The sequence below is a fragment of the Nonomuraea sp. B1E8 genome (assembly GCF_039871515.1).
In the GTDB taxonomy this organism is placed as follows: domain Bacteria; phylum Actinomycetota; class Actinomycetes; order Streptosporangiales; family Streptosporangiaceae; genus Nonomuraea.
Genome location: NZ_JBDPLS010000013.1, coordinates 53,605 through 79,558 on the forward strand (window position 1 = coordinate 53,605; position 25,954 = coordinate 79,558).

24 protein-coding genes and 2 pseudogenes are annotated in these 25,954 nt (G+C 69.5%); 13 read left to right on the plus strand and 13 right to left on the minus strand.

Annotation, left to right across the window (positions count from 1 at the left end; genetic code table 11):
* Window positions 1–141 precede the first annotated feature (141 nt).
* On the minus strand, window positions 142–903 hold the full coding sequence (locus ABGA98_RS34940; RefSeq protein WP_347622701.1) for an SDR family oxidoreductase: 762 nt from the start codon (window positions 901–903) through the stop codon (window positions 142–144).
* Window positions 904–1,045: 142 nt separating this feature from the next.
* Between ABGA98_RS34940 and ABGA98_RS34945 the strand changes: the two genes are divergently transcribed.
* Window positions 1,046–2,308: a BTAD domain-containing putative transcriptional regulator gene (locus ABGA98_RS34945; protein WP_347622702.1), complete on the plus strand. Its 1,263-nt coding sequence runs from the start codon at window positions 1,046–1,048 to the stop codon at window positions 2,306–2,308.
* A gap of 90 nt (window positions 2,309–2,398) precedes the next feature.
* Here the strand turns inward: ABGA98_RS34945 and ABGA98_RS34950 are convergent, their stop codons facing one another.
* From ABGA98_RS34950 to ABGA98_RS34965, 4 genes are all read right to left on the minus strand, one after another.
* Window positions 2,399–2,782 (minus strand): hypothetical protein, encoded by a 384-nt coding sequence (locus tag ABGA98_RS34950; protein ID WP_347622703.1) that lies wholly within the window; start codon window positions 2,780–2,782, stop codon window positions 2,399–2,401.
* Between the two features lie 196 nt (window positions 2,783–2,978).
* The gene (locus ABGA98_RS34955; protein WP_347622704.1) at window positions 2,979–4,022 is read right to left on the minus strand and encodes an AAA family ATPase; all 1,044 of its coding nucleotides are present in this window, start codon (window positions 4,020–4,022) and stop codon (window positions 2,979–2,981) included.
* A gap of 29 nt (window positions 4,023–4,051) precedes the next feature.
* Complete coding sequence (locus ABGA98_RS34960) at window positions 4,052–4,300, minus strand: hypothetical protein (RefSeq protein ID WP_347622705.1); 249 nt, start codon at window positions 4,298–4,300, stop codon at window positions 4,052–4,054.
* 181 nt (window positions 4,301–4,481) lie between these two features.
* Complete coding sequence (locus tag ABGA98_RS34965; protein ID WP_347622706.1) at window positions 4,482–7,088, minus strand: WD40 repeat domain-containing protein; 2,607 nt, start codon at window positions 7,086–7,088, stop codon at window positions 4,482–4,484.
* A 283-nt stretch (window positions 7,089–7,371) separates the two neighbouring features.
* On the opposite strand from ABGA98_RS34965, the gene ABGA98_RS34970 reads away from it, so the two are divergent.
* A complete protein-coding gene (locus tag ABGA98_RS34970; RefSeq protein ID WP_347622707.1) occupies window positions 7,372–7,959 on the plus strand; it encodes a recombinase family protein in 588 nt (195 codons plus the stop codon).
* Between the two features lie 42 nt (window positions 7,960–8,001).
* Here the strand turns inward: ABGA98_RS34970 and ABGA98_RS34975 are convergent, their stop codons facing one another.
* Window positions 8,002–8,868 (minus strand): MFS transporter, encoded by an 867-nt coding sequence (locus ABGA98_RS34975; protein WP_347622881.1) that lies wholly within the window; start codon window positions 8,866–8,868, stop codon window positions 8,002–8,004.
* Between the two features lie 162 nt (window positions 8,869–9,030).
* On the opposite strand from ABGA98_RS34975, the gene ABGA98_RS34980 reads away from it, so the two are divergent.
* The 3 genes from ABGA98_RS34980 to ABGA98_RS34990 all read left to right on the plus strand — a co-directional run bounded on the left by ABGA98_RS34980 (window position 9,031) and on the right by ABGA98_RS34990 (window position 10,645).
* Entirely contained in the window at window positions 9,031–9,207 is a 177-nt protein-coding gene (locus tag ABGA98_RS34980) for a helix-turn-helix domain-containing protein (RefSeq protein WP_347622708.1), read from the plus strand.
* Between the two features lie 66 nt (window positions 9,208–9,273).
* The gene (locus tag ABGA98_RS34985) at window positions 9,274–9,711 is read left to right on the plus strand and encodes a hypothetical protein (RefSeq protein ID WP_347622709.1); all 438 of its coding nucleotides are present in this window, start codon (window positions 9,274–9,276) and stop codon (window positions 9,709–9,711) included.
* A 22-nt stretch (window positions 9,712–9,733) separates the two neighbouring features.
* Window positions 9,734–10,645 (plus strand): NADP-dependent oxidoreductase, encoded by a 912-nt coding sequence (locus ABGA98_RS34990; protein ID WP_347622710.1) that lies wholly within the window; start codon window positions 9,734–9,736, stop codon window positions 10,643–10,645.
* Between the two features lie 531 nt (window positions 10,646–11,176).
* Here the strand turns inward: ABGA98_RS34990 and ABGA98_RS34995 are convergent.
* On the minus strand, window positions 11,177–12,610 hold the full coding sequence (locus ABGA98_RS34995) for an MFS transporter (RefSeq protein ID WP_347622711.1): 1,434 nt from the start codon (window positions 12,608–12,610) through the stop codon (window positions 11,177–11,179).
* A complete protein-coding gene (locus ABGA98_RS35000; RefSeq protein ID WP_347622712.1) occupies window positions 12,607–13,053 on the minus strand; it encodes a MarR family transcriptional regulator in 447 nt (148 codons plus the stop codon). Before ABGA98_RS35000 ends, ABGA98_RS34995 begins: the two co-directional genes overlap by 4 nt.
* A gap of 506 nt (window positions 13,054–13,559) precedes the next feature.
* On the opposite strand from ABGA98_RS35000, the gene ABGA98_RS35005 reads away from it, so the two are divergent.
* Window positions 13,560–14,093: a VOC family protein gene (locus ABGA98_RS35005; RefSeq protein WP_347622713.1), complete on the plus strand. Its 534-nt coding sequence runs from the start codon at window positions 13,560–13,562 to the stop codon at window positions 14,091–14,093.
* A gap of 140 nt (window positions 14,094–14,233) precedes the next feature.
* Here ABGA98_RS35005 and ABGA98_RS35010 read toward each other — a convergent pair.
* A pseudogene (locus ABGA98_RS35010) lies at window positions 14,234–15,025 on the minus strand (IS3 family transposase); the annotation flags it as partial.
* A gap of 2 nt (window positions 15,026–15,027) precedes the next feature.
* Here ABGA98_RS35010 and ABGA98_RS35015 point away from each other — a divergent pair.
* The 4 genes from ABGA98_RS35015 to ABGA98_RS35030 all read left to right on the plus strand — a co-directional run bounded on the left by ABGA98_RS35015 (window position 15,028) and on the right by ABGA98_RS35030 (window position 16,940).
* Window positions 15,028–15,246 (plus strand): hypothetical protein, encoded by a 219-nt coding sequence (locus tag ABGA98_RS35015; protein ID WP_347622888.1) that lies wholly within the window; start codon window positions 15,028–15,030, stop codon window positions 15,244–15,246.
* Between the two features lie 425 nt (window positions 15,247–15,671).
* A complete protein-coding gene (locus ABGA98_RS35020; RefSeq protein WP_347622714.1) occupies window positions 15,672–16,529 on the plus strand; it encodes an aminoglycoside phosphotransferase family protein in 858 nt (285 codons plus the stop codon).
* Window positions 16,516–16,815 (plus strand): GNAT family N-acetyltransferase, encoded by a 300-nt coding sequence (locus tag ABGA98_RS35025; RefSeq protein ID WP_347622715.1) that lies wholly within the window; start codon window positions 16,516–16,518, stop codon window positions 16,813–16,815. The genes ABGA98_RS35020 and ABGA98_RS35025 overlap by 14 nt, the downstream gene beginning before the upstream one ends.
* Window positions 16,812–16,940: a hypothetical protein gene (locus ABGA98_RS35030; RefSeq protein WP_347622716.1), complete on the plus strand. Its 129-nt coding sequence runs from the start codon at window positions 16,812–16,814 to the stop codon at window positions 16,938–16,940. Before ABGA98_RS35025 ends, ABGA98_RS35030 begins: the two co-directional genes overlap by 4 nt.
* Window positions 16,941–17,079: 139 nt before the next feature.
* On the opposite strand, the gene ABGA98_RS35035 is transcribed toward ABGA98_RS35030, so the two are convergent.
* Window positions 17,080–17,751 (minus strand): TetR/AcrR family transcriptional regulator, encoded by a 672-nt coding sequence (locus ABGA98_RS35035; RefSeq protein WP_347622717.1) that lies wholly within the window; start codon window positions 17,749–17,751, stop codon window positions 17,080–17,082.
* Window positions 17,752–17,892: 141 nt separating this feature from the next.
* On the opposite strand from ABGA98_RS35035, the pseudogene ABGA98_RS35040 reads away from it, so the two are divergent.
* Window positions 17,893–20,743, plus strand: a pseudogene (locus tag ABGA98_RS35040) (Tn3 family transposase).
* Between the two features lie 75 nt (window positions 20,744–20,818).
* Here the strand turns inward: ABGA98_RS35040 and ABGA98_RS35045 are convergent.
* Complete coding sequence (locus ABGA98_RS35045; protein WP_347622718.1) at window positions 20,819–21,400, minus strand: TetR family transcriptional regulator; 582 nt, start codon at window positions 21,398–21,400, stop codon at window positions 20,819–20,821.
* The gene (locus ABGA98_RS35050; protein WP_347622719.1) at window positions 21,387–22,817 is read right to left on the minus strand and encodes an FAD-dependent monooxygenase; all 1,431 of its coding nucleotides are present in this window, start codon (window positions 22,815–22,817) and stop codon (window positions 21,387–21,389) included. Before ABGA98_RS35050 ends, ABGA98_RS35045 begins: the two co-directional genes overlap by 14 nt.
* Before the next feature lie 161 nt (window positions 22,818–22,978).
* Here ABGA98_RS35050 and ABGA98_RS35055 point away from each other — a divergent pair, with 161 nt between their 5' ends.
* Complete coding sequence (locus ABGA98_RS35055; protein WP_347622720.1) at window positions 22,979–23,605, plus strand: recombinase family protein; 627 nt, start codon at window positions 22,979–22,981, stop codon at window positions 23,603–23,605.
* Between the two features lie 81 nt (window positions 23,606–23,686).
* On the opposite strand, the gene ABGA98_RS35060 is transcribed toward ABGA98_RS35055, so the two are convergent.
* Complete coding sequence (locus ABGA98_RS35060) at window positions 23,687–24,655, minus strand: DUF5937 family protein (RefSeq protein ID WP_347622721.1); 969 nt, start codon at window positions 24,653–24,655, stop codon at window positions 23,687–23,689.
* Window positions 24,656–24,812: 157 nt separating this feature from the next.
* Between ABGA98_RS35060 and ABGA98_RS35065 the strand changes: the two genes are divergently transcribed.
* Window positions 24,813–25,868 (plus strand): MFS transporter, encoded by a 1,056-nt coding sequence (locus ABGA98_RS35065; protein ID WP_347622722.1) that lies wholly within the window; start codon window positions 24,813–24,815, stop codon window positions 25,866–25,868.
* Window positions 25,869–25,954: the final 86 nt, after the last annotated feature.

A 25,954-nucleotide genomic window follows, 5' to 3' on the forward strand; every position in this document is an offset into this window, starting at 1 on the left:
ACCCCGTATCGGCCGCGAGCTCACGCCCTGATGCCGTGCTGCCGACGGCACTCCTCGACGTCATGGATCTGACCTTTCGGTACTCGTTCATGGGCCGCTGTCCCGCACATGGGCGGGGCAGCGGTGGAAGCGGGGGCTGCCTCAGTGCGCGCTGCTGAGGCCCTGGGCGAACCCTCCGTCGACGGGGAACTCGGCGTTGGTGGTGAAGGTCGCGTCGGCGGCCAGGAAGAGCGCGGCCGCCGCGACCTCCTCGACGGTGCCGTTGCGCTTGAGCGGAGTGGTCTCGCTGCCCTGCCGCTCGAACTCGCGGCGTTCCTCCTCGGTCAGCCCCGCGACACCCATGGTCGGGGTCTTGATGTAGCCGGGGGCCACGGCGTTGACGCGGATCCTGCGAGGCAGGAACTCGGCCGCGAGGACGTGGGAGATCGCCCGTACCGCCTCTTTGGAGCCGGAGTAGGCGCTCAGGCCGGGGAAGATCAGATCGTTGGCGACGGTGGTGAAGACGATCGCCCCGCCCTCGTTGATCAGCGGCGACAGGCTCTGCACCGTGAAGAAGGCGCCCTTGGCGTTCACGGCGAAGTGCCGGTCCCAGGAGTCCTCGGTGACCTCCTCGAGCGTCTGGACCTCGGCGATGCCGTGGTTGACGAACAGGTAGTCGATCCGGCCGAGCCTGTCCCGCACGGTGCCGGTGAGGGCTCGGATGTCGGCCATGCTCGCCGCGTCGGAGCGTACGACGTGCGCGGGGTGCGGCTTCAGCCCGGTACGTGCCTCCTCGATCTTCGTCTCATTGCGGCCCGTGAGGACGACCTCGGCCCCGCCGTCCAGAAGCGCTTCGACGATGGCCAGGCCCATTCCGTGGGTACCGCCCGTGACGACAGCCTTCTTACCTGCGAACTTGCTCATCGTTGACTCCTACAAGATGTGGTGCGCCGGCTCCCGGCCGGTGCACCACAGACAGTGCGGGCCTGGGCTCGCGGTTTTCTGTCGGTCTGCTTGCGGTGCGCTGACACGCCGGCGGACGACCGCGTGGCCGTACGGTGAATGCATGCGTTTCGGGGTGTTGGGTCCGCTGGCCGTCTGGTCGGCGGACGGTGAGGCCGTGGTGGTGCCGGAGACGAAGGTGCGCTCACTGCTCGCTGCTCTGCTGACGGCCCCGGGGCAGGTGGTCTCCGCCGATCGGCTCGTGGACGAAGTGTGGGGCGAGGCGCCGCCGGCGAACCCAACGGGTGCTCTGCAGACCCTGGTGTCGCGGCTGCGGCGGGTGCTCGGCCGTGCCGGGGGTCAGGGCCTGCTGGCGCACCGGGCCCTCGGCTACGTCCTCGACGTGGCGGACGACGCCGTGGACGCGGGCCGGTTCACCGCACTCACCACACGGGCCCGTACCGCCACGGACCCCCGCGAACGCGCCGAACTGCTCACCGCGGCGCTGGCGTTGTGGCGCGGCCCCGCCTTCGCCGACTTCGCCGACGAGGAGTTCGCGCGCCCGGCCGTCACTCGCTTGGAGGAGCAGCGCCTGCTGGCCCTGGAGGAACAGGCCGAAGCCCGTCTGGAGCTGGGCGAGCACGGTCTTCTCGCCGGGGAGCTCGGCGACCTGACCCGCCGCCACCCGCTCCGGGAGCGGCTGCGCGCGGCCCATATGCGAGCCCTGTACGGCGCGGGCCGGGCGAGCGAGGCCCTGGACGGCTACCAGGACCTACGCCGCCGCCTGAAGGACGAACTGGGCCTCGATCCGGGTACCGAACTGGCCGCCCTGCACCAGGAGATCCTGCGGCAGGACCCGACCCTGCGGGCCGTCCCGGCACCCATGTCCGGGCCGCGCCGCCATACCAACCTGCCTGTCCCGGCCACCGCCCTGGTCGGGCGGGAGGACTGTGTGCCAGAGGTTCGCGCCCTGGTCGCGGCGGGCCGCCTGGTGACGTTGACCGGGCCCGGCGGAGTCGGCAAGACGCGGCTGGCGGTAGAGGTGGCGTCCGCCCTGACCGGTTCGCACCCGGACGGTGTCTGGCTGGTGGAGTTGGCCGCCCATACCTTCTCCACCGAGTCCGGCGCCACCACGAGTGACGAACTGGCCGAGGTCGTGGCCGCGACGCTGGGGGTCCGGGACGACGCCGGCCGCTCCGGCCCGGTGCCGCGCACGCTGCTCGACCGATTGTCCGACGCGCTCCGCACCCAGCGCCTGCTGCTGGTCCTCGACAACTGCGAGCACGTCATCGAGGCCGCCGCCGGCCTGGCCCAGGCGCTGCCGCTCACCAAGAGCGCGCGGTCCGCGCCATGCTGGATGATGTCGTCGCATGGGGCGGCGCGCTGAAGGCGCTGCGCGACGGCACAGCGTCCGCCCGGCCTGATGCCCGTACATGATCCTGCTCATCGCGCGCGGGTGAGGGGGTGGTCGATCTCGTCACGCCGGAGGCGGGCGAGAGCGATGGCCAGTACGGCGACCGTCAGCGGGGCGACGGCTGCCACGAGAAAAACCCCAGGCGGCTGCCGCCGGGCCGATCAGCGCCATGGACAGGGGAGCCGCGCTGAGCGAGACGAAGAAGTCGAGGCTGGAGACCCGGCCGAGCATGGCGGGCGGGACGCGACGTTGCAGCAGTGTTCCCCAGATGACGCCCGCGCCGGACGTAAGGGCGCCGCACAGGAAGAGCGCGGCGATCACGGCCCCCAGTTGGTCGGCCGCCCCGAGGACGGCGAGCGGAAGACAGCCTCCACCCCAGGTCAGGAGCATCACGGACAGGTAGCGCCGGGGAAGGGTCAGCGCCGACATCGTGAGCGAGCCGATCACCCCGCTGTGACTTGGATCGTTTGACGTCGTGATTTTGGGATCGCTATTTGTCGTGGCCACTGTTCGCGATCTTGGTGCTCTGGATCGGGTACCTCGAGAACTACAAGGCCGCTGCCCGCTCAGCTGGTGGAGAGGGCAACGGCCTGTTCGGGAGTCGTGGGTGCTGGTGGGCTTCGGGTTCGGAGTCGTGTCGGGCTCACATCGTGCCTATGACGAGGTTCTTGCGGGCGGTTTCGACGACTTCTTTGGTGACGGTGGACATGTTGTTGATTTTCAGGACACGTTCGATCTGGCCGACAAGGCGGACGGTGAGGCGGAAATTGCCGCTGGTGATGCGGGTGATGGCGGCGAGAGCTTCGGTGGCGGCGTAGTCGTCGGCGGCGTCGCCGAGGTTGAGGTGGGGCCAGGATCTAGCCAGGACGAAGGCTTGTTCGTCGGCCGACATCGGCTTGTAGTGGTGGACGAAGCCGACGCGGGAGTAGAGCTGGGGGTAGCGGGCGAGCCGCTTTTCGATGCCGGGCATGCCGATGAGGATGAGCCCGATGCCGGTTCGGTCGTGGTGGTCGCGCAGTTGTTCCAGCGCGCCGACTTTCAGTCTGTCGGCTTCGTCCACGAGGAGAAGTTCGGCGTGGGTGCTGGTGTTGAGCCTGCCGTGCTCGTCGATGCCGCGGCCGGGGTTGAGCATGAGTTCGACGTTCCAGCCGAGCCGATCGCACAGGAAGGAGATCTCTTTGTCGAGGTTGTGCGGGGTGTTGTGGACCTTGGGGGTGTACATGACGGCACGGGCGGCCAGGATCTCCCCCGCCGAGGCCTCGCCGTCGGAGCCGACGGGGCGAGTGCCGTCGAGGTGGCCGGCGAGCTGGTCCCACTGGGAGTAGAAGCGGGCCGACTGGGTCTTGCCCACGCCCGGGGCGCCGAAGCAGAGGCCGACGTAGCGTTCACGCCGTACCGCGTCGGCGAATTCGATGAAGAGCCGGTGCTCCTTGGTGATCACGATGGGGACGGCGACGGGCCGGTGCCCGTTGCCGCCCACCGGCTGGCCGGGCGGAGAGCCAGGTCCGGGGGGTGCGGGCCGGTCGGTTACGTCGGGGCGGCCGTCAAGGCGGCTTGGGCTGTCGCGATCATCAGGGCGGGCCTCGGCGGTCGGGCCGCTCGCGGGATCGGGAGTGCCGTCGCTTGGGGTGTCGGAGGGCCCTGCTGGCTCGGGGGCTGGCTCGGGGGTGTCGTCTGCTTTCGCCACGGGGGGTGTCTATCCAGGGCTCGGATGGCTCACTCATTCCAGTAGCGTTTGAGTTGATCGCTGGGTGGGGCGGAGATCGGCGACTTCGGCGCGGCGGCTTCCGGAGTAGGCCTGCGCTTCATCTCGTACCCGGTCAGGAACGGGGTCTTCAGTGCCGTGTCGGGCACCCGCCTGCGGGTCGGGATACCCGAGAAGGGCTGGGGCTCGTCCGCTGCCGGATCCCTGCCCGCGAGGACGGCCCACAGCGCGACTTCATCGAGGATCGGACGGCCGCGCACGGCCGCCGGACCCCGCTTTGGGTCCGGCCTTCTTCCCGGCGAAGACCAGGCCGGTCTTCTTGGTCACCGACACGGTGACCGCCGCACCGAGCGCTTCGAGCCCCGACCGTGGCCGTCTCGAAGGACAGAGACTCGAACTCCCCCGCGAGCGCGATGCTCGTGCCGTTGACGCCCCTGGTCCTCACCACACCTCGATGTCCGTGCCGGTCGTAATGATCCGCAGGGCGCTCAGCGCGTGCCGGTGCGGATCCTGGAGCTGGGAGAGCAGCGACAGCACGGCGCTGACGTTGCCGTGCGCCGCCGCTTGAAGAGTCAGGTCGCCAAGCGCGCGGTCGCGCTGGGCACGCGGCACGTCCCGGAGGGCTGCGTGCGCCGTAGCCAGCTGGTCGCCGGTCTGCTCGTTCGGGGAAAGCAGGTCATCCACCGACCGATGGACGTCTCCCCAGAGCCGCAGCAGGTCCTCCTCGCCCAACGCGGCGATGATCTCGGCCGCATCGTGGGTGTCGAACCACCTCAGCCGGGACGGGAAGGCGCCACGACTGTTGATCAGCAGCTCTCTCACCAATTGCGTGCGCCCGGTGCGGAGCAGGTAGGCCAGCCACGGATTCACCTCGAACGGCGACGTCGGGACATCTTCCCCGGCGTCTAGCAGCGCGCGGGCCTCGTCGTCCCGACGCCGTTCGAGCAGGGTCCAGACGTGCCAGAGGCGTGCGGTCCAGCCCTCGTCCTCGCGGGCTCGCGCTTTCCACCGAACGGCCTCGACCCGGCGGCCGAGAAGTTCGCAGGCGGCCGCGACCACCGTCGCGAAGCCCGGTTCCTGCTCAGCATCGGCGAGGGCGGAGTCGTCGTAGTGGAAGATCGCGGCGGCCTCCGAGCGATGTCCGGCCGCGCCCAACGCGACGGCGAGCTTCGCGGCGTGGAACGGACGGCGGTCGCTCTCTGGGATCATCGCGGCCAGATCGCGGGCCGCAGCTGCTTCGCCGCGCCTCAGCCAGATCATCGCGGCCTGCTGGAGCGCCTCGTCGTAGCGCTCGGGATGGGCCGTGGCGGCGCGCATCGCGCGAATGAGGTCGTCGATCGTCGCGGTATTGGGCGGCGGCCATGTCCCCGGTGTGAGCGGCGGAGCGCCGCGTCCGCGGAAGGGCTCGAACGGTCCGCCAATGTGCTCGGCCGCGCTGGCGGCGTCGGGATGGACCTCCAGGTCACCCCAGTGGGCGGGCCAGGCGAAGCGCCGGTCGATCGTCCAGGCCAGCAGGCGCGACAGGTCGCCTTCCCGGCCGGGCGGGACGATCACGGTGCCGTCCTCGAACGCGGCGGCCCAGGTGTCGGCGTCCAGCGCGAGCGTCGCTTCGGGGAAGCGGTCCCTGCCATCCAGCTCGAACGGGCGAGGTACGACGGGTTCGTGGTGGAAGGCGAAGTCTCCGATGATCTCGCCGGTCTCGGCGCGGACGAAGCGCACCGCCTCCCCGCCCACCATCACGAGCACGTTGTCCGGAGTCCATTCGAGACCGAAGTAGGGGAGGTGCCCGCCGGTCTCGGGGTAGAGTCCGTCGATGACGCGCAGGCGTTCTGGCAGCCCGCCCAGCTCCCAGATCTCGACGCGGCCTTCGCCGTTGACGAGTGCTGCGCTGCGGCCGTCCGGAGACCAGGCCCAGGGAAGCGGGTCCCAGCCGCGCGGGTGGGCGCGGTGCACGCCGATGTCCAGGTCGTGGAGGCGTTCGCCGGTCGTCCCGTCGAGGACCGTCACCCGGTCGGACGTCACGACGGCGAGCCGGCCCTCCGGTCCCCAGCGCAGGAACTCGGCCTCGGCGTGGGCGGGACGTTCGGTCAGCGTCTGGCCGGTGCCGGCATCGGCGATGACCAGCTTTCCGTCATGCTGGTAGGCGAGCAGGCGATCGTCGAGGCTCCATTCGAGCGGATCGCCGTTATGGTCGGCTCCCGTCTCCAGGATCCAGACGACCTTCCGTTCGTCGGCGTTGAGGCAGACGATCCAACCGCCGCGCATCTCGCCGTAGATGCGGGAGCCGTCGCGCGACCAGAAGATACGGTGGAGCAGGAGTTCCGGTTCCTCGCCCCACTCGTCCTCGTAAGCGCCCGGCAGGGGGCCGGTGAACTCCAGCGGCTCGGGTCCCGTCTCCTCGCCGTCCGGCGGCCCGGACACCGGCCCCTGTTCCATCGAGACGATGACCTGCCACATGAAGTCCGACTCGCCGCCGTAGACGAGCGCGCGCATGCCATCAGGCGCGAGCGCCATCCCCAGCGGCCTGCCGCCGCCGAAGAAGTACGCGTCGGCGATCGGCTTGTTGCCGGCGCCGAACGGGTCCCACACGCCGGTCGCGTTGGTGTTGAACTCCAGCGCGATGCGCGTGCCGTCCGCCGACCATTGCAGGCTGCGCGTGTAGTCGGGGAAGCCGACGCCGCCCGCGATGCCGTCGATGGCGTTGACGCAGCGGCCGGTGGCGACCTCGAAGATCTGCAGGACGCCGCCGGCGTCGTAGTTTTCTCCGGTGCCGCTGCCGACGGCGAGATATCGGCCGCACGGGCTGAGCGCGTAGCCGTTCAATTCGCCGTGGTGCACGTCGGGATGGCGCAGCCAGGCGCCTGCCGCGCGGATGCGGGCGGTCGCGAAGCGGTGCGCCTCGGTGACGCCATGGACGCGCTCGAGTTCAGCGAGCGCGTCCCGCAGGGTCACGGTGTCGCGCGCGGGGTCGTAGCGGGACCAGTCGGTGGCCCGCAGGGCGGCGAGCGCCGCGGCGAGGCCGCCCGCCGGGTCCAGGGAATCGATCATGCTGGCCGACGATAACGGGGATCTCCGACATTCGCCCAAAAGGAGGGGGTGCTGGCAGAAACGCGTCATGATCCCCGCACACGTGGCTGGCCCAGGCGTCACCATCACGACCTCGTCGGGGTCGAACCCTTTGAGGCCCTTTGAGGCACTGCTGTGATCTTGTACGGAATCGAACGTTCGCAATACACGGAGATCGACATACTGTTCCCGCAGGTCGCAATTGTAACGCTTCCCGTGTACGCGCCTCTGTAACGCACAACCCCTTTCACGTTACACTCCGGCCATGAGAATCGGAGTAGCGCGCGTATCGACCCGGGACCAGCACCCCGAGGCCCAGCAAGACGCCCTCCGCGCGGCCGGCTGCGAGCAGGTCTTCACCGACAAGGCCAGCGGAAAGCTCGCCCGCCGGCCCGAGCTCAACAAGGCCCTCCTCGTCGCACGCGAGGGCGACCAGCTCGTGGTCACCAAACTCGATCGGCTCGGCCGCTCGCTGGAGAACCTCATCGAGCTGTCGAAGGAGCTCCAGACCCGCAGTGTCGGCCTGGTCGTCCTAGACCAGGGCATCGACACCTCCACCGCGGTGGGCCGGATGTTCTTCCAGATCCTCGGCGCGATCGCCGAGTTCGAACACGCCCTGATGTCGGAGCGGACCATGGACGGGCTGGAGGCCGCCCGCTCCCGCGGCCGCACCGGCGGACAGAAACCCAAACTCGGCCCCCGCCAAGTCGCTCTCGCCCGCGAGATGTACGACGAGACCGACGCTGGCGGCAAGCGCCGCTACACCGTCGCCCAGATCGCCGCAGAGTTCGGTGTCACCCGACCCACCATCTACCGCCACCTGGGCCGCAGCCAAGACCCTCGCCCAAGCTGACAGTTCCCTGAGGGCCCATCGCGCTTGGCGAGCGAGCACCCTTCACGCCGACCACGTCAAATAGCGATCCCAAAATCGCGCCATCAAGCGATCCAAGTCACACACCCCGCCGAGGCCGTAGCAGGCGAGGGCCAGCGCGTACGCCTGAGGCCCGTCCGCTCCCTGGTCGCGGATCGTGAACGGCAGCAGGACCTGGATCGGTCCGATGGTGACCAGGACGAGCGTGACGGCGAACGTCAGCGTGCCGACCAGCCACGGCGTCGTGAGCAGGTAGGCGAACCCGGCCCGCAGGTCGCTCACCGCCGACCGGACGGGGCTGCCCGGCCGCGCCGTACGGTCGCGCGCCTCGGGTTCGCGCATGGTAGCGGCGCACGTGGCGGCCAGGAGATGCACGCCGGCGATGCCGGCGAACGCCATGCTCGGCGCGAAGACGCTGATCAGTGCGCTGGCGGCGCCCGGCCCGGCCGCCTGCATCAGCGTCGGCCTCAGCATGCCTTCGATCCCATTGGCCGTGAGCAGATCTTCTTGTGGGACGACTGAGGGGACGAGCGCGGAGTAGGCGGGGTAGAAGAACCCGTCCGCGATCCCGAGCACCACGGCGACCACGATGAGCTGTGCGGGGGTGAGCAGGTCCATGGTGGCGGTGACGACCACCGAGCCGGCGGCCATCGCCTTGGCGGACTGGGCGAGCAGGATTATGCGCCGCCGGGACGCGCGGTCGGCGACGACGCCTCCCAGCAGGGCGGTCGCGACCAGTCCGACGCCGCCTGCGGTGGCGATCAGGGAGAGTTCGGACGGACCAGCGCCGATCGCGATCACCTGCCACACCACCGCGACCGTCCACATGCCGCTGCCGGCCAGGCTCAGACCAAGCGCGGTCGCCAGCAGCCGGTACTGGCCGTCCGAAATGGCCGGAGCGGCCGTGGGAGTCGGGCGTGCCTGGGTGCCGGATCGGTGTCACCGATATCGGATGTGCTGGGGGACATGCCGCCTCCTTTGTTGCGGAGCGTTTACTCCGAATCGTACGATAATTGCGGAGCGAATCACTCCGCAACCGTGTAGACTGCCGCCATGACGAGCTCGCATTCATGGCGCAGCGAGGAGGTCGCCCGGAACGACCGAGCGTTGCTGCGAGCAGCCCGAGAGGTGCTGGCGGTGGACGGCGTGCACGCGTCGGTGGCGTCGATCGCGGCCCGCGCCGGAGTCGGAGTCGGGTCGCTGTATCGGCGCTACCGCACGAAGCAGTAGCTGTTCCAGCGGCTGTGCCTGATCGCGCTGCGGGAATACCTCGACGCGGCGACGGAGGGCTTGGCCATGGACGATCCGTGGGAGGGCCTGATGCACTACGCGATGGCGTCAATCCGCTCGGGCCCCGGTTCGCTGGCGCCCGTGGCCGGCACCTTCGAGCCCACCGACGAGATGACCGACCTGGCCGAGCAGGGCGACCGCGCAGTGGCCCGACTCGTCGAGCGCGCACACCGGGCCAAAGTGCTCCGCGCCGGACTGACCCCGGTCGACCTCGAGCTGCTCATCGAGCAACTCTCCAAGTCCCCGCTTCAGGAACAGCTGCAACGGCAGGGGCGGACCGAACTGGACGACGCCGCCCGGAACGCAAGAGAACGCGTCATCGCCATCGCGCTCGATGGCCTCAGGGCCGTTCCCGCAGGGCCGGTGCCCGGTCAGCCGCCTGGATACGAGCTGTTCGCCATGAGATGGGCGCCTCCCGCAGGCGGCGCCCAGCAATCCGAGTGAAGGTCGACAGAAGGAGACACCCGTGAAAGCCGCCGCCTTGTCCTCGTTCGGCCCCCCAGAGGTGCTGCGCACCGTCGAGCTGGACGAGCCCGATGCTCAAGCAGGGCAGGTACGTGTCCAGGTCAAGGTGGCCGGGGTACAGCCCTTCGACTGCGGCGTGCGCGAGGGACGCTTCCCCCGCGCGCTCGTGGGCGACTTCCCGATCGTGCCGGGTAACGAGTTCGCCGGCACGATCGACCGGGTCGGTGCGGGCGTCACGGGATTTTCGGTCGGCGACGCCGTCCTCGGGTTCAGCACTCCCGGCGGCTACGCGGAATGGATCGCGGTACCGTACGACCAGATCGCGCCGAAGCCGACCGACATGCCGTGGAAGATTGCCGGCGGGTTCTCCGGGGCCGCACAGGGCGCCCGCAACGCCCTCAATCAGATGCGCGTGACCAACGGCGACGTCGTCCTGATCAACGGCGCGTCCGGCGGGCTGGGGACGATGGCGGTCCAGCTCGCGAAGGCGATGGGGGCGAGCACCGTGATCGGCACCGCCAGCCAGGCCAACCATGACTACCTGAGATCCCTTGGGGCGGTCCCGGTCGCCTACGGGCCCGGGCTCGTGGAACGGCTTCGCGCCATCGTCCCGAACGGCATCGACGCCGCTCTTGGTTCCGAGGTCGACGGGCTCCGCGCGGCACTCGAAGTCGCCCACGACCCCGAACGCGTGGTGACCATGGTCTTCTCCGACGAGATCGCCGCCCTCGGCATCCGCGACTGGACCGGTGTCCGCAGCGCCGAAGGTCTCACCGAGATGCTCTCCTACCACGAGAAGGGCCAGATCTCCGTGCACATCAGAGCGAAATACACCCTCGACGACGCAGCGGAGGCGCAGCGCGACGTCGGCAGCGGGCACAGCCGCGGCAAGGTCGTGATCAACATCAGCTGAGGAACTGCATCGATCACGGCCCACAGGAGCGCTGAGCTGGGCAGAAGGCCGGTCGTGAGTGACCGTGGGTCACCCCTCTAAATGGCCCGCTAATGGCCCGGCGATCAGCCCGTGACCTAGTGTTTCCCGCGCAACGCGCACCCCACCTGCCTGATCATCCCATCTGCCGTCGACCCGCCCGAAGGGGAAGCGGGTCAGGGCCACGGGTACCAGATGGAGCGCCCTACCGGTCGAACGATCTGGTACCCGTGGCCCTGGTCTGCTCGGCTTGTCCCGGGTCGATGGCGGGCGCGATGATCAGGCTTCCACCTCAGCCACCTACGGTCCTACGCCACACACGGTGATCATCCCGGAGCCGGAGCGCCCCCGCTGGAGGCACAGAGGGCATCACGCCTGATGCATCGAGCACGTCGCCAAGCAGGTCAAGGTGCACGAGTTCAAAACCGAGGGGCCCGCCTACCGGACCACGGTGCAGACCACGTTGCGCGCCTCCTACACCAACCACTACCGGCGCGACCTGATCGCGCTGACTTACGGGTTGGTCTCGGACGAGCGTCGGCGGGCGAGAGCGAGGCTTGTCAGCGTCGTGAACGCCATGACGCCGATGCCGACGAGCGCGGCGGTGGTGTAGGCGCTGTCGTCAGGGAAGAGGTGGCCAGGGCCGGTGCCCGCGGCGAGGGTCAGGCCGCCGATGGCGCTGCCCAGGGAGTACCCGACGCTGCGGACGACGTAGTTGAAGCTCATGGCGCTCGACGTCTCGCTCTTGGGGGTGACGGCCAGGATGACGCCGGGCATCGCGGCCGAGAAGCCGCCGACGCCGAAGCCGAGCACGCCCATCGCCGTGAACAGTTCGGCCAGGTCAGACCGGGCCGCCGCGAACAGGGCGAACCCGCCGCCGACCACGACGGCGCTGCCGGCCAGGAGCAGGGGGTCGGCGATCCGCGTCCGGACCCGCGGCGTGAGCTTGCCGGCGACGAACCCCAGCACCGAGAACGGGATGAGGACCAGCCCGGCGACGAAGGTCGTCAGCCCGAAGCCGTAGCCGGCGCCGTGCGGCGTCTGCGCGTACCGGGTGATGAGCGTGAGCAGGAGGTACATGCCGATCCCGCCGACGAACATGGCGAGGTTCGCCCCGGCGACCGCCGGGTGCCGCACCGCCCGCACATCGACCAGGGGCGTCGTGCTGCGCAGCTCGATGACGGCCCAGACGCAGAGCAGCACCACCGCGACGACGGCGAGGCCCGCCGCCACGGCGAGGTGCCGGCTCCATAGATTCCGTTCGCCGGCGAGGAACAGCACCAGGAGCAGCGCAGCGGCCAGGACGACCGCGCCTGCCACGTCCACGTGGGCGGAGCGGCCTTCGGGGGCTTCGGGCATGGAGCGCCACGCGGTCAGGAGGGCGGCGGCGGTGACGACCAGGCCGAGGCCGTAGGCGGCCCGTACCCCGCCCAGCTCGGCGAGCAGTGCGGCCAGCGGGTAGCCGACGCCGGCCCCGATGATCGAGACCACCGAGATCAGGGCGATCACGGCCGCGCTGCGCTTCTCGGGGAGGTGGTCCCGGGCCACGCCCATCATCAGCGCCGTCAGCCCGAGCCCGACGCCCTGGGCCGCCCTGCCGGCCAGCAGGCACGCGAACGGCAGCGGCAGCACGGTGAGCGCGCTGCCGGCGACGACGACCGCCAGCGTGGCGAGGATCGTGGCCCGCCGGTGCGGGCCGGCTCCGAGCCGGCCCAGGACCGGCGTGGCGACGGCGCCGCTGAGCAGCGCGACGGTCAGCGTCCACTGCGCGCTGCCGAGCGAGACGTGGAACGAGGTCGCCACGCTGGTGATGAGCGGCGTCCCGAGGCTGGCGACCGCCGCCACGACCAGAGCGATGAACAGCAGGGCGGGGACCAGCAGCCGCGCCTCGGAACGCGCCACCGGGAACGCCTTATCCGCGACCCCGCCGACCGGCTGCCCGGTCACTGCTTCGGCCCTTCGCGGTCCTGGCTTTCGAGCTCTGCCAGATGCTTCAGCGCCGGAAGGGCCGCCACCAGCGCCTCGACCTCGTCGCCGGTGAGCTTGCCGATCAACCGCTCGAACGCGTGGACGCCCGCCTGGCGCCGCGTCCGGACATAGGAGGCGCCGGCCTCGGTCAGGCACACCAGCGTGACCCGCTTGTCGGACGCGTCGCCCCGCCGCTCGACCAGGCCGGACTCCTCCATCACCCGGACCAGGGCGGTCATCGCGGGCTGGGTGACGCCCTCGACCGCGGCCAGATCGGTGATGCGCCGCGGGCCGGTCCGGTCCAGGGTGGCCAGGGTGGCGGCGGACGTCAGGCTCATGTCCCGGGGCAGGCGTCTCGCGGCCCTGGTGGCCAGGCCGTAGAGGGCAGCCCCGATGGCGGCGGACGCGCCTTGACGACTCATGCTCGAAGCATAGCATCTTTATATTCATAGTTTATGGAAATGCTTTGGCGAGTTCCGCCCTTCGGCGACACTCTCAGAGCACCGACCCCAGGCCTGGACTGGTCCAACCCGAACCTGGCGCAGCTGACGAACCCACGATCGGTCGCAGCCGCCGAGCGGGATCTCGTCGTCGCCCTGCACGACAAGATCGTTGATGCGGGCGACATTCGTCGCCCATACGCCCGCCGTCCGCTCTCGCGCCCGATGCGACGTCGACGGAATCGTCTTGTTCGACGGGGACGTACGCTGTTTGAGAAAAAGCAGCGCTCTTGGGCTTGCGGTGGGACAATGAGTGTGCTCCGCAGGGTGAGGGGGCGCTGGGCCGGCCTGGACACCGGCAGCGGTCCGGACCGGGCCAAGCTGGCCCGCTACAGAGACGGTCCAAGCCAACGAGCTGGACCTGGCAGGGCGTCCTTGGGCCGCTATCGCGGCAGGAAACTGACCGCAATTATCTCTAGCCTCGCGGCATGGAGATGACTAAGCAAGATCCCGAACCGCGGGGTGAGAACACCGTTAACGGATTCGTTGTCGTTGACGGAGCCGCGCCTTTCATCGACTTCCTCGTCGCTGTCTTTGATGCGAATGAGCGGGGGGAAGCCCGCACCCCTGACTTCTATGCCGGAGACGGAACGCTGATCCACGCCGAAGTCAAAATCGGCAACTCGTTGCTCATGGTCGCTGACCGTAAGGCCGGCTGGCTGTTCACCCCAGCCCTAACCCAGGTGTACGTCGCCGACCCCGAGGAGACGATGCGCAGAGCAGTCGAACGCGGTGCGACCGTCGTCACTCCGGTGTCTCCCTTCTACGGCGGGTACGGCATCGCCCGGTTCCTCGACCCTTGGCACAACCTGTGGTGGCTGTTCTTTCCGGCGGCGGAAACCAATCCGGCGGCCGGGGAAGAGCCGGGCTGGGAGGAATCCGCTGAACCCGGCACTGTATACACGACGCTGCTTGAGACGATGGTCACGCTGGCCGACCCCGGTGCTGGTGGCACCGGATAACCTGACCGGCAGGTAGGATCTTCTGCTGCGGGGCGGGCCGACCGAAGAAACTTCCCACGCACCGCCCAGCTGGCCAACGATAGACGGTGGTCCTAGTCTGTGACCTTTGTCGAGCCCAGGGGTGAGGCGAAGACGATCTGTCTCCTGCGGGTGTTGTAGCGGGTGATCCATCGGAAGACGGCCAGGCGGGCGGCGTGGGCGTCAGGCCAGTGCCGGGCGCCCCGCAGGGTCTCGCGCTTGAGAGTTGCGTTGAGCGCCTCGGCCGCGGCGTTGCCGGCGCTGCTGCCCACCGCGCCCATCGACTGCCTCACTCCTAGCCGGGTGCACAGGGCGGGAACTCGGCGGAGCTGTATTGCGTCCCATGATCGGAGTGAAAGATCGCCCGGCCAGGCTGCCGTGCGTCGCCGCGGCGGCCCGTAGCGCGTCGGTGACCAGCTCGGTGCGCATATGATCGGCGATCGACCAGCCCATCAGCCGGCGTGAGTGCAGGTCCAGCACGGTCGCCAGATACAGGAAGCGGCCGTCGGCCAGTGGCAGGTAGGTGGTGTCGCCGACATAGCGCCGACCGGGCGCGGGCGCGGTGAAGTCACGCCGGAGCAGGTCGGGCACCTTCTGATGCGACGGCTCGGCCACGGTGGTGCGCACCTTCCTGCGCAGCCGGACTCCGGTACCGAACAGGCGCATCACCCGCGCCACCCGCTTGCGGTTGATCCGCCGCCCCGCAGCTCGGCGGTGACGCGGGGGCTGCCATAGGCGCCGTCGAACTCACCGTGAATCCGCTTGATCTCCTCCGCCAGTGCGGCATCGGCCGCGGCACGCTCCGTCCGAGCCGGCGCCGCCTTCAGCCACCGGTAGAAGCCGGATCGAGACACCGCCAGCACCCGGCACAGCCGCTTCACCCCGAAGGCGTCCCGGTGGTCGGCAACGAACTGGGGTGGATCACCCGCTACACGCGATGTGGGAGGTCTTCCTGACCGCCGGCGGCCCTGGCGAGCAGGTGCTCGCCTGCTGGGTGGCCAAGGAACAACTGCACGCCGTCTTCCGGGCCACCTGCGCCAGCGGCATCCGCGACCGGCTGGTGTCCGCCCTCCGCCGACACCGGCAACAAACCGAATGCGCGGAACCGGCCGGGTGGTGTTGCATACAGACGTGACCGGCGGACCCCTCCCACTCCTCCAGGAAGCAGTCGACCGCACGCGGGCGCTGACGCAACGCCGGCCGCCCACCGGTCGAATCCGCGACCGCGTCCCGACGACCTCGGCAGTATCGCCACCGACGACGCCCGCCGCTTCGACCCCTTCCCGCTGCTGCGCGCCTTCCCGAGCAGGCCGACGCGCTCGCGTCCGCCCTCGCCGCGGCCGGCCACCGGCTCAGCGGCGACGGCTGCAGCACGGCACTGCCTCGGGGTGATCCAGACGTGAGCGCTCTCCTTGACCGGCCCCTGACGGCACGGGACGACGACGGCCTCGGGGTCCGCTATGTCCGGCCGCGCCGACCTGGTCACGACGCGTCAGACGCTCGGCCGGCCCAAGGGCCTACGCCGCACACATCAACTCCGGCAGGAGAGGCACCGAACACATGAAGGACACCGAGATCCCGCGGGCGGTGGCCGCGGCCGTCGACACGGCCGCCGAGTACGGTCTGGGCGCCGACGACGCCACTGTGTTGCACAACTCGAACCGGATCGCCGTCCGACTGCGGCCCAGCGGCCTGCTCGCCCGGGTCTCGCCCCTCGCGCACCGCCTCGACTTCGAGGTCGAGATCGCCCGGCGCCTCGCCGGGACCGGTAGCCCGGTGGCGGGTCTCGATCCGAGGGCCGAGCCCCGCGTCCATGTCCGCGACGGCTTCGCCGTCACCCTCTGGACCTACTACGAGTCCACCGCCGCACCTGAGAACCACCCGCCGTCCGCCTACGCCGATGCCCTGGCCCGGCTGCACGCCGGCCTGCGCCGCATCAACCTCGCCGCGCCGCACTTCACCGACCGCGTCGCCGACGCCCTCCGGGTGGTCGAGGACCCCGCCGTCAGCCCGGACCTCGGCGCCGCGGAACGCGCCCTGCTGACCGACACCCTCCACGGAATCAGCCGCGCGATCCTGGACCGCGGCACGCGGCAACAGCTCCTGCACGGCGAACCGCACCCCGGCAACCTGCTCGCCACCGCGGACGGACCGCTCTTCATCGACCTGGAGACCATCTGCCGCGGACCCGTCGAGTTCGACCTCGCGCATGCTCCGGAGGACGTCGCCGCGCACTACCCGGGCGCCGACTCCGGGCTGCTCGCCGACTGCCGGATCCTCAGCCTCGCCCTCGTGGTCTCCTGGCGTTGGGACCGCGACGACCAACTCCCCGACGGGCGCAGAAGGGGCCTGGAGTGGCTCGCCCAGCTGCAGGCCGCCCTCGACCGCCGGGAACACGCCGCCGGTGGCGGCCGCTGAGCGGCGCCCCCACCGCGCCCCCACCGACGCGGGCGAGATCGTCTCAATTGCCTACCGCCTGTGCCGCGCGCCCTGGGGGCATGGCTACGCCTCCGAGCCCGCCGAAGCCACCCTTGCCCTGGCCTTCATACACGTCGGCGCCCGCCGTGCCGTGGCCACCACCATGGCCGTCAACCACGCCTCCCGGAATGTTCTGGAGCGCGTGGGCTATGCGCACACCCGAACCGTCCACCTGGACTGGGCCGATCCACTGCCCGGGGCCGAGCAGGGAGAGGTCGTCTCATGAGGATCGTGCTGGTGCTGTGGTCGCTCATCGTCCAGACGGACGTCTGGCCGGGCTTGAAGAGCTTGGTGTCGATCCGCATCTGCCAGCCCTGGCTGTGTCCTCTGGCCGGGGTGGGCCGGCGGTAAAAGCCGCAGGCGTTGCAGCGCCACAAGCCGGCGCGGCACCTCGCCCGGCTCATCGACTCCTACCGCTGAGCCGGGCTGCCCCACCCGGCATCTTGAACACCTCGGTGAGAGCCGCGACGCTGTGCTCGCCGAGTCGAGGTCATCGATGGTCAGGTAGGCCAGGAACGGCGGGGCCGGAAGGCTCCTTGTGGGCGCAGCCCGCGGTCGAACGGCCGGAGACGCCGGCGAGCACCCGGCGGAGCTCCGCCAGCGAGTCGTCCAGCGCGGCACGCTGGTCCGTGGCGCGCGCGATGTCCAGGGCGCTTTCGCAGATCCCGCCGTACAGCAGCGAGGTGGCGGGATCCAGCGGCCGTTCGGAGATGCACCCGGCCTCGACCGCGATGGCCAGCCCGCGCCGCATCTGCTCCTTGCATCCCGCCTGGATGTCGCGCATGGCGGACCAGCCGAGCGCGCCCGGCGCCTCCAGCAGGGTGATCCGGCGGACGGCGGGTTCCAGGGACGCTTCCAGCAGGGCGCGGCAGCCCGCGAACATTCCGTCCCACGGATCTGGCTGGGCTTGGAACGCCTGCCGGACGGCCGCGGCAAGCTCCTTCTGGTCGGCGGCGTAGACCTCACGGAAGATGTGTTCCTTGTTGCTGAAGTGGTGATAAAAGGCGCCGCGCGTCACCTTCGCTCTGGCGCAGATCGCGTCCAGGGAGGTGGCGGTGAAACCTTCATCGATGAAGAGCTCGCGAGCCGCCGCGACCAGGGCGCCCGTGGTCGCCCTGGTGCGTTCCTGCTGGCTCCGGCGCGTGCTTGTGTTCGTTGTCACCCTTATCCTCCCGACCTGAACCGAGGATAGAGGCCCGACGCTCGGGTCGAAGCGACCGGACGCCATGTAGCGCTGCGTGACGACCGGCCTGCGGAATTCCTGTCTGCTGAGCAGAGAGCGGCCTACGCATCGTTCGCCGAGATGCCGTCACTGTCGGATCTGGAGAAGTCCTTCCTCCTGGACGACTTCGACCGGAACTTGATCGCCCAGTCGAGGGCCGATTCACACCGGTTAGGTATTGCCGTCTAGATCGGGACGGTCCGGTACAAGGGGTTGTTCCTGGAGGATCCGCTGGCGGTGCCCTGGCCGGTGGTGGACTACCTGGCCGAGCAACTGGGCATTGGTGACGCGTCGCAGGTCAAGAAGTACGCCGTTCGAGCCCAAACGGCCTACGACCACGCGTGGGTTATCCGGGACACCTACGGCTACCACACCTTCGACGATCGGGACAGCTGGACCGGGCGGCAGCTGACGCGTTCGTTCTGGACCTTTCTGCACGGCCGGGCGTGGCGGTGGTAGCCAAACAGGTGCGCCGCGTCGATCCGGACCTGCCGGGGGCGTTGTCTGGCCTGCTGGTGGTGCCAGAGGGATCGCGTGTCTCGGAGCTGGAGAAGCTGCGGCAGGCGCCCAAGCGCACGTCCGGCACGGAGATGGTGCGGGCGCTGCAGCGGGTGGACAACCTGGCCGGCTTCGGGCTGGGCCGGGTGGCGGTGTCGAAGGTGCCGGTGCGGCGGATGAAGACGCTGGCCAAGTACGGGGCGGGTAGCAAGGCGCCGCCCCTGGACCGGCTGGTCGAGCCGCGCCGGACGGCGACCCTGCTGGCGGTCACCCGAAGTCTGGAGGCCGAGGCGATCGATGATGCGCTGGATCTGTTCGCGCTGCTGATGGCCACCAGATTGATCAGCCCGGCCCGCCGCAAGTCCGCCGACGAACGCCTGCGGATGCTGCCCCCGGCTGGAGCGAGCCTCCAAGCTGGTGGCCAAGGCCGGCCGCGTGCTGGTCGACCAGCTCGATCTGGTCGACCAGGAGGGCGCAGACCTCGATGTGGCGGCGATGTGGGCCGCGCTGGTCGAGAAGTACAACACCGTGCGCCAGTTCCTGCGACTGCTGGGCGATTCCAAGGCACTGTCAGCGGCACCGGGCGGGCGGCGCGTGCTGGCCGCGGTACGCCGGTTGCCGGAGCTGTCGCGGCGGCAGGTGCGCAAGAAGCCGCTGCTGCCCAAGGAGATCGACGCCGCGCTGGTGACCGCGTCGTGGAAGCGGACGGTGTATGCCAACCCGGACCTGCCGCAGGGCGCGGTGGATCGTGACGCGTACGTGGTGTGCGTGCTGGAGCACCTGATGCGGGCCCTGACGGTCAGGGATGTGTTCGCCTCGCAGTCGCTGCGCTGGGCCGACCCGCGCGCGCATCTGCTGGCCGGGGGCGCAGTGGGAGGCGGTCGCCGAGGATGTGCTGGCCTCTTTGTCGCTCACCGATCCGGTGCAACAGCATCTAAACGACAAGGTCCTGGCTCTGGACGCGGCCTGGAAGCAGATGGCCGCCCGGCTGGAGGAGGCGGGCGAGGACGCGCTGGTCTCGGTGGTGATTCCGGCCGGGGCCGGGCGGGCCCGGCTGTCGGTGGAGAAACTCGGCGCGCTCGGCGAGAGCGAGTCCCTGGCGTGGCTGCGGGCCGCCTGCCAGGCCATGCTGCCCCGCATCGACCTGCCCGAGCTGCTGCTGGATGTGCACGCCTGGACCGGATTCCTGGACGCCTACGTGCACCTGGCCGACATCTCCACCCGCATGAACGACCTGCCCAGGACGTTGGTGGCGCTGCTGATCAGCGAGGCGTGCAACGTCGGATTGACGCCGGTGATCAAGGCTGGGGATGAGGCGCTGACCCGTGGCCGGCTCTCGCACGTGGACCAGAACTATGTGCGTGGCGAGACGCACGCCGCGGCCAACGCGATCCTGATCGAGCACCAGGGCAAGGTGCCGATCGTCGCGGCGTGGGGCGGCGGGCTGCTGGCCTCGGTGGACGGGCTGCGCTTCGTCGTTCCGGTCAAGACCATCAACGCCGGGCCTTCGCCCAAGTACTACGGCTACAAACGTGGTATCACCTGGCTCAACGCAGTCAATGATCAAGTGGTGGGGATCGGGCAGATGGTGGTGCCGGGCACGCCCCGCGATTCGCTCTACATCTTGGACTGCCTGATCAATCTGGACGCTGGGCCGAAGCCCGAGGTGGTCACGACGGACCAGGCCAGCGACATGGTGTTCGGGATCTTCTCCATGCTCGGCTACCGGTTCGCGCCCCGCTCCGCCGATCTGGGCGACCAGCGGTTCTGGCGCGCCGAGCTGCCCGACGGCAGCACCAGCGCGTACGGGGTGCTGGAGGCGATCGCCCGGAACAAGGTGATCACCAAGAAGGTGCTCACGCAGTGGCCGGACATACTGCGGGTCGCCGGGTCGCTGGTGACCAACCAGGTGCGCGCCTACGACCTGCTGCGCATGTTCGCCCGCCAGGGCCACCCGACCCCGCTGGGGCAGGCCTTCGCCGAGTACGGCCGCATCGACAAGACGATGCACCTGCTCAGCATGCTGGACCCGATCGATTCCAGGTACCGCCGCGCCCTGGCAAAGCAATTGTCGGTCCAGGAATCCCGGCACCGCCTGGCGCGCAAGATCTGCCACGGCAACGCCGGGAAGATCCGGCAGGCCTACCGGGAAGGCCAGGAAGATCAGTTAGCGGCGTTAGGGCTGGTGGTCAATGCCGTGGTGTTGTGGAATTCGACGTATCTGTCGGCGATCGTGGATCAGCTGCGTACCCAGGGCGTGCCGGTCAAGGACGAGGACGTGGCCCGGCTGTCCCCGCTGGGCCACGCCCACCTCAACTGCCTGGGCCGCTACGCGATCGCTTCCTCGGCCCCGGACAAGGGCCTGCGGCCGCTGCAAGCGGCGGCGCTGCCCCAGGACGCGTCTTCCGCCGTCGTGGACGAGGACGGCGTCTAAACCCCTGCCGTGATCTCGGTGCAAACGTGGGTGCCCGACTGGAATATCGGGTTCGTGCGAGCACCCCAAAGCGGACTATGTCGCCATCGGCGTTTGGTGGTGGGCCAGGAGGGCCCGTACGGCGGTGCGGATTGGCTGGCTTGGGGATTCGGGCACGCCGGTGGTGAGAGCGGTGAAGAGGATGCCCAGCACGCTCATCTCCAAGAGCATGGCGTCGTCCTGGCTGATGTCGATTCCGGCGGCGCGGCATTGGCGGATGATGAGATCGCTTCGGCCGTGCAGGGCGTCAGTCAGCGTGTGCCGCAGACGGGGGTTTCTGGTGCTCTCCAGGTGCAGCTCGAACAGGGCCAGCGGATCGTGCTGGTCGTCGGTCAGCATCGTGGTCAGGACGGCGACCAGCGCTTCCTCCAGATCGGCTGGCGAGATCGGCCGGACGGTGTAGGCGTCCACGCGTTCGCCGAGCCGGTGGGTGATCTGCTCGATGACGCCGTTGAGCAGCGCGTCGCGGGTGCGGAAGTAGCGCGAGGTGGTGCCGGCCGGTACGGCGGCGGCGGTGTCGACGGCTCTGTGGGTCAGCCCGCGTGACCCCTGCTCGGCCAGCACCGTGATGGCCGCGTCTGCTAGGTGGTCGCGGCGCTGTGGGTTAGGCGGCGGCACGGTTTCCTTCCCTGTCGGTGTGGTCGGCCGGGCCACACCATTTCACCAGAGCCGCTTCGGTACCGGTGTGATCTCCGGCCCAGGCCACGTAGCCGTCCGGGCGGATCAGCGTCGCTTCGGGCCTGGTGCTACCAAGGGGTCTGGCGTGCCGAACGCGATTACGCCAGGGGGTCGGCACGCCCCTGTCGGAGAGCAGGACGAAGGTGCCGGCGCGCAGCACCTCATACAGACGGCCGGCATCCGTCGGGCCGTCGGTGGCGCGGCGCCCGGCCAGCGGGTGGGCGTCCGGCTCGCCGGGCGGGTAGGCGAACTCCAGGCCGGACAGCCTGCCGAGGATGCGGCGGCGGCCGGGAGCGGTGTGGAGCAGGGTCGCCATGATGCGCCGGTTGATCCCCAGGCGCACTTGTGAACCGCTGAGCACCAGCCCGGTGAGGTGGTCGGTCATGGCCAGGACGGCGGAGCCGATGGGGTGCCGTTCGGCGTGGTAGGTGTCGAGCAGCCAGGCCGGGGCCCAGCCGTGCAGAGTGGCGGCGAGCTTCCAGCCCAGGTTGATGGCGTCCTGGATGCCGGTGTTCATGCCCTGGCCGCCGATGGGCGAGTTCACATGGGCGGCGTCCCCGACCAGGAAGACCCGCCCCGATCGGTAAGTGCGGGCCTGGCGGCGTTCGGCGGTGAAGCGGGAGAACCAGCGCGGCTCGCTCATGTCATAGTCGGTGCCGGCGATTTGGCAGAAGGCCTCGCGGATCTGGGCGAAGTCTGCGTTCTTCTGTTCTTTGCGCAGCCATGCGCCGACTCGGAACCAGCCGTCGCCGAACGGGAGGGTCACCACCACGCCCTGCGTGCCGACCTGGGTGATGGGCGGCGGCTCGGAGGTGGGAATGCGGACGTCGGCCAGCAGCATGGGCAGGCTGTAGGCCGCGCCGGCGAAGCCCACGTCGACCAGGTCGCGGACAGTGCTGTGGGCGCCGTCGGCGCCGATGACGTACCGGGCCTCCAGCTCGCCTCCGTCCTGAAGTCTCAGCTGGACGGATTCGGCGTCCTGGGTCAGGCCGACCACATTGGCGTTGCGGCGGGTTTGTACGCCGAGTTCGGCGGCGCGCTGCTGAAGGAGCTTCTCGGTGCCGTTCTGGGGTACGAGCAGCAGCATCGGGTACCGCGTGTCGAGCCGCCCGAAGTCGACCCTTGAGGCGTAGGCGGGATACACCGTCCTGAGCGGGTTGCCTCCCGCGACCAGTTCGTCGCCCATGCCTCGGGCGTCAAGCAGCTCTAGGGCTCGGGCGTGCAGACCAAAGGCCCGCGTGACGTTGGACTCGCTGCCGCGCTTGTCCACGATCGTGCATGGAACGCCCGCCAGTGCGAGCTCGCAGGCGGCCATAAGCCCGGTGGGACCGGCTCCCACGATGACGACGTCGTACATGCCACTTCTCCGTTCGCTACATCTGTATCGCTACATTTATAGCGCATGGATGGGTGCCAACGCCCGCCCTGTTCGCCAAGAGCCCTCCCGTCGCTCTCCGCGCTGTGCACTGATATTTTCTGGACGGAGGTTTCTGGACGGTGTCGCGCCTGGTCGCTAGGATGTCCGGAAAGTTCACGTTTCTGGACCCGCCGGGATGGTGGCAGATGACGGTCTGGGCGTACGCACGAGTCTCGACGCGTGACCAGAACCCGCAGCTCCAACTCGACGCCCTGGCGACCAGCGGCTACGACGAACTGGTCACGGAGAAGGAATCGGGCAAACGTGGTGTCGCACGACCGGCATGGGAGGCGCTCCTAACGCTGCCCAAGGCGGGCGACACCCTGAAGTTCTGGAAATCCGACCGCTGGGGCCGCTCAGCGGGACACGTGCTGACCACGGTCAACGAGCTCCGCGACCGCGGCATCACCGTGGTGTCACTGACGGAGAACTTCGATCTGGCCACCAAAGAGGGCCGTTTCATGTTCGCGGTCCTGGCCGCAGCCGCAGAATACGAGCTGGAGCTGCGCGCCGAGCGCCAGGCCGAGGGAATCGCCGCCGCCAAGCGCCGTGAAGCCACCGGCGCCATGCTGCCCGGTAAGAAGAAGACCGGACGGCCACGCGTCATCGGCCCCGCCGAATTGGCCACACTACGCCGCCTGGTCGACGACGGCGTCTCGGTCACCGAAGCCGCCCGCACTCTCAAGATCGGCCGTTCCACCGCCTACGTAGCACTCGCGCGCCGCTGATCAGCAGCTATGCCACCTGCGGCCCGTTCCTGTCGTCGCCAGAGAGAGGCGGCACCCCCAGTCAGAGGACGAGCGCTGCCTTTACTGCTGGTCCTGGGCTTGTACGAGAACGTTCCCGGCCTCCGTGCGGTAGTACAGCACGGATCGTCCGGCCCGGCGGCGGCGCACGAGGCGGGCGTTGAGGAGCACCTTCAGGTGGCGGCCGATCGACCCCAGACTCTGCCCGGTCAGCGCCACGAGCTGCGTGGTGCTCTTCGGGGTGGCGAGAAGGACGAGCACCGAGGCGCGGGCAGGGCCGAGCAGCCGGCCCAGTGCTTGGGGCACCAGTTCCTCATCCGGCTCGGCCAGCACACCCGAACAGGGGTAGATCACGGCGTAGGTGTGGGGCTCGTCCCAGGTGACCCACGCAGCGTGGCCGGGGGTGACGGGAACGAATCGCAGCCGCGCCCTTGGGCTGATGGCCCGTGGCGGACGGCTGTGGACGTTGATCTGCAGTCGGCCGTCTCCGAGCCAGCGCATTCCAGGGCGCAGATCCTGTAGTGCCGCGGCCCAGCCGCCCTGGCTGAGCTGAGCGGTGCGGGAGACTATGTCGGCCTCGATGACGCGGCGGCGGCGCGGCCAATCGGGCAGCACGGTCTGCGTCCATACCCACTCCAGCAGATCCGCGATACGTGCAGGGAGATCGGAGCGATCGAGCTCGGTGGGAAGTGAGCCATGCATGGATACGGCCACGTCCGCTCGTGCGATGTCGGAGGGCGTCCGGCGGATGATCTCCAGTTCCTCAGCGAAGGTGCGTTGCTCGTCGGTGGGCGCCGGAACGCAGAAGTCGGCGATCCACTGTCGTCCCAGGGCGGCCTGCACCAGCAGCGCGGTGATGGGATCGAGTCGCTCGCGGTAGGCCGCTAAGTGAGCGTTGAGCCAATCCTGGGCTGCGGGGTACGTGGCCGTTCCGGCCGCCAGGGCACACAGGCTCGCGGTGGCCTCGGCCAGCGGCGACACCACGAATCTGCTGCCTGCCAGCGTGTCGGCATTGAGCTGCCACCACCCCATGTTTCGCCTCCCGGCGAAACTCTAACGCCCCGGCGCGTGCGGCCCTCAGGCTCTCGGCATGCGGACCTATGGACAGCTTCTGCGCACCCCGGAGTTCACGCCCCTCTTCGCGGCGACATCTGCGCACGCGGCGGCCTCAACGGTGAGCGGACTAGCGTTGGGTGTACTTGTTTACGGGGCGACGCGGTCGCCGTTGCTGGCCGCGCTGAGCATGTTCGGCCCCTCCTTGACGCAGGTGATCGGAGCGGTGGCGCTGCTGTCGGCCGCCGACCGGCTGTCGCCGAGGTCCACACTGAGCGGCATCGCCGTGGTCTTCAGCCTGGGTACCGCGGTGCTGGCCGTTCCAGGACTGCCGATACCCGGGGTGTTCGCGGTCGTGCTGGGGCTCGGACTGGTCTCCTCGCTGAACGGCGGGGTGCGATGGGGGCTGCTCAACGAGATCCTGCCGCGGGAGGGGTATCTGCTCGGCAGGTCAACGATGAACATGACGGTAGGGGTCCTGCAGATCTGCGGGTTCGCGGCCGGGGGCGTGCTGGTGGCCGCGCTGTCGGCGCGCGGAGCCCTGCTCGTCGCCGCTGGGCTGTATCTGGCCGAGGCGGTCATCACCCGGTGTCGGCTCAGCTACAGGCCGCCGCGGGGCGCCGGGCGGCCGTCGGTCGCCGCGACATGGCGGACGAACGTGCAGTTGTGGTCGTCCGTGCCCCGTCGTTACGTGTATCTCGCGCTGTGGGTGCCCAACGGGTTGATCATCGGTTGCGAGTCGCTCTTCGTCCCCTACGCGCCGGAGCACGCAGGGTTGCTGTTCGCCGTCGCGGCAGCGGGGATGCTGGCGGGGGACATTCTGGTCGGACGGTTCATCCCCGCCTCATGGCGGGAGCGCCTCGGGGCTCCGCTACGCCTCCTGCTGGCCGTACCGTATCTGGTCTTCGCTCTTGAGCCGGGCATCACCGTGGCGGCGATAGCCGTAGCGGCGGCGTCGGTGGGGTATGCGGCGAGCCTGTTGCTGCAGGAACGCCTTATGGCACTGACGCCGGAGGAAGTGAGCGGACATGCCCTCGGGCTGCACTCCTCGGGCATGCTCACTATGCAGGGCGTCGGTGCCGCACTGGCGGGTACGCTTGCGGAGGTCGCATCAACGACCACCGCCATGGCGGTGATGGCGGCGTTGTCCGTAACAGTCACTCTGGCCCTCGCCCGTGGGTTACGGCCTTGACTGCCGGCCCGCCTCACTCAGGCGTCTTCGACGCCCTGACGGGCAACTCCCTCCGCGGCGCACGGTAGTGCCGGGTGCTGGCAATC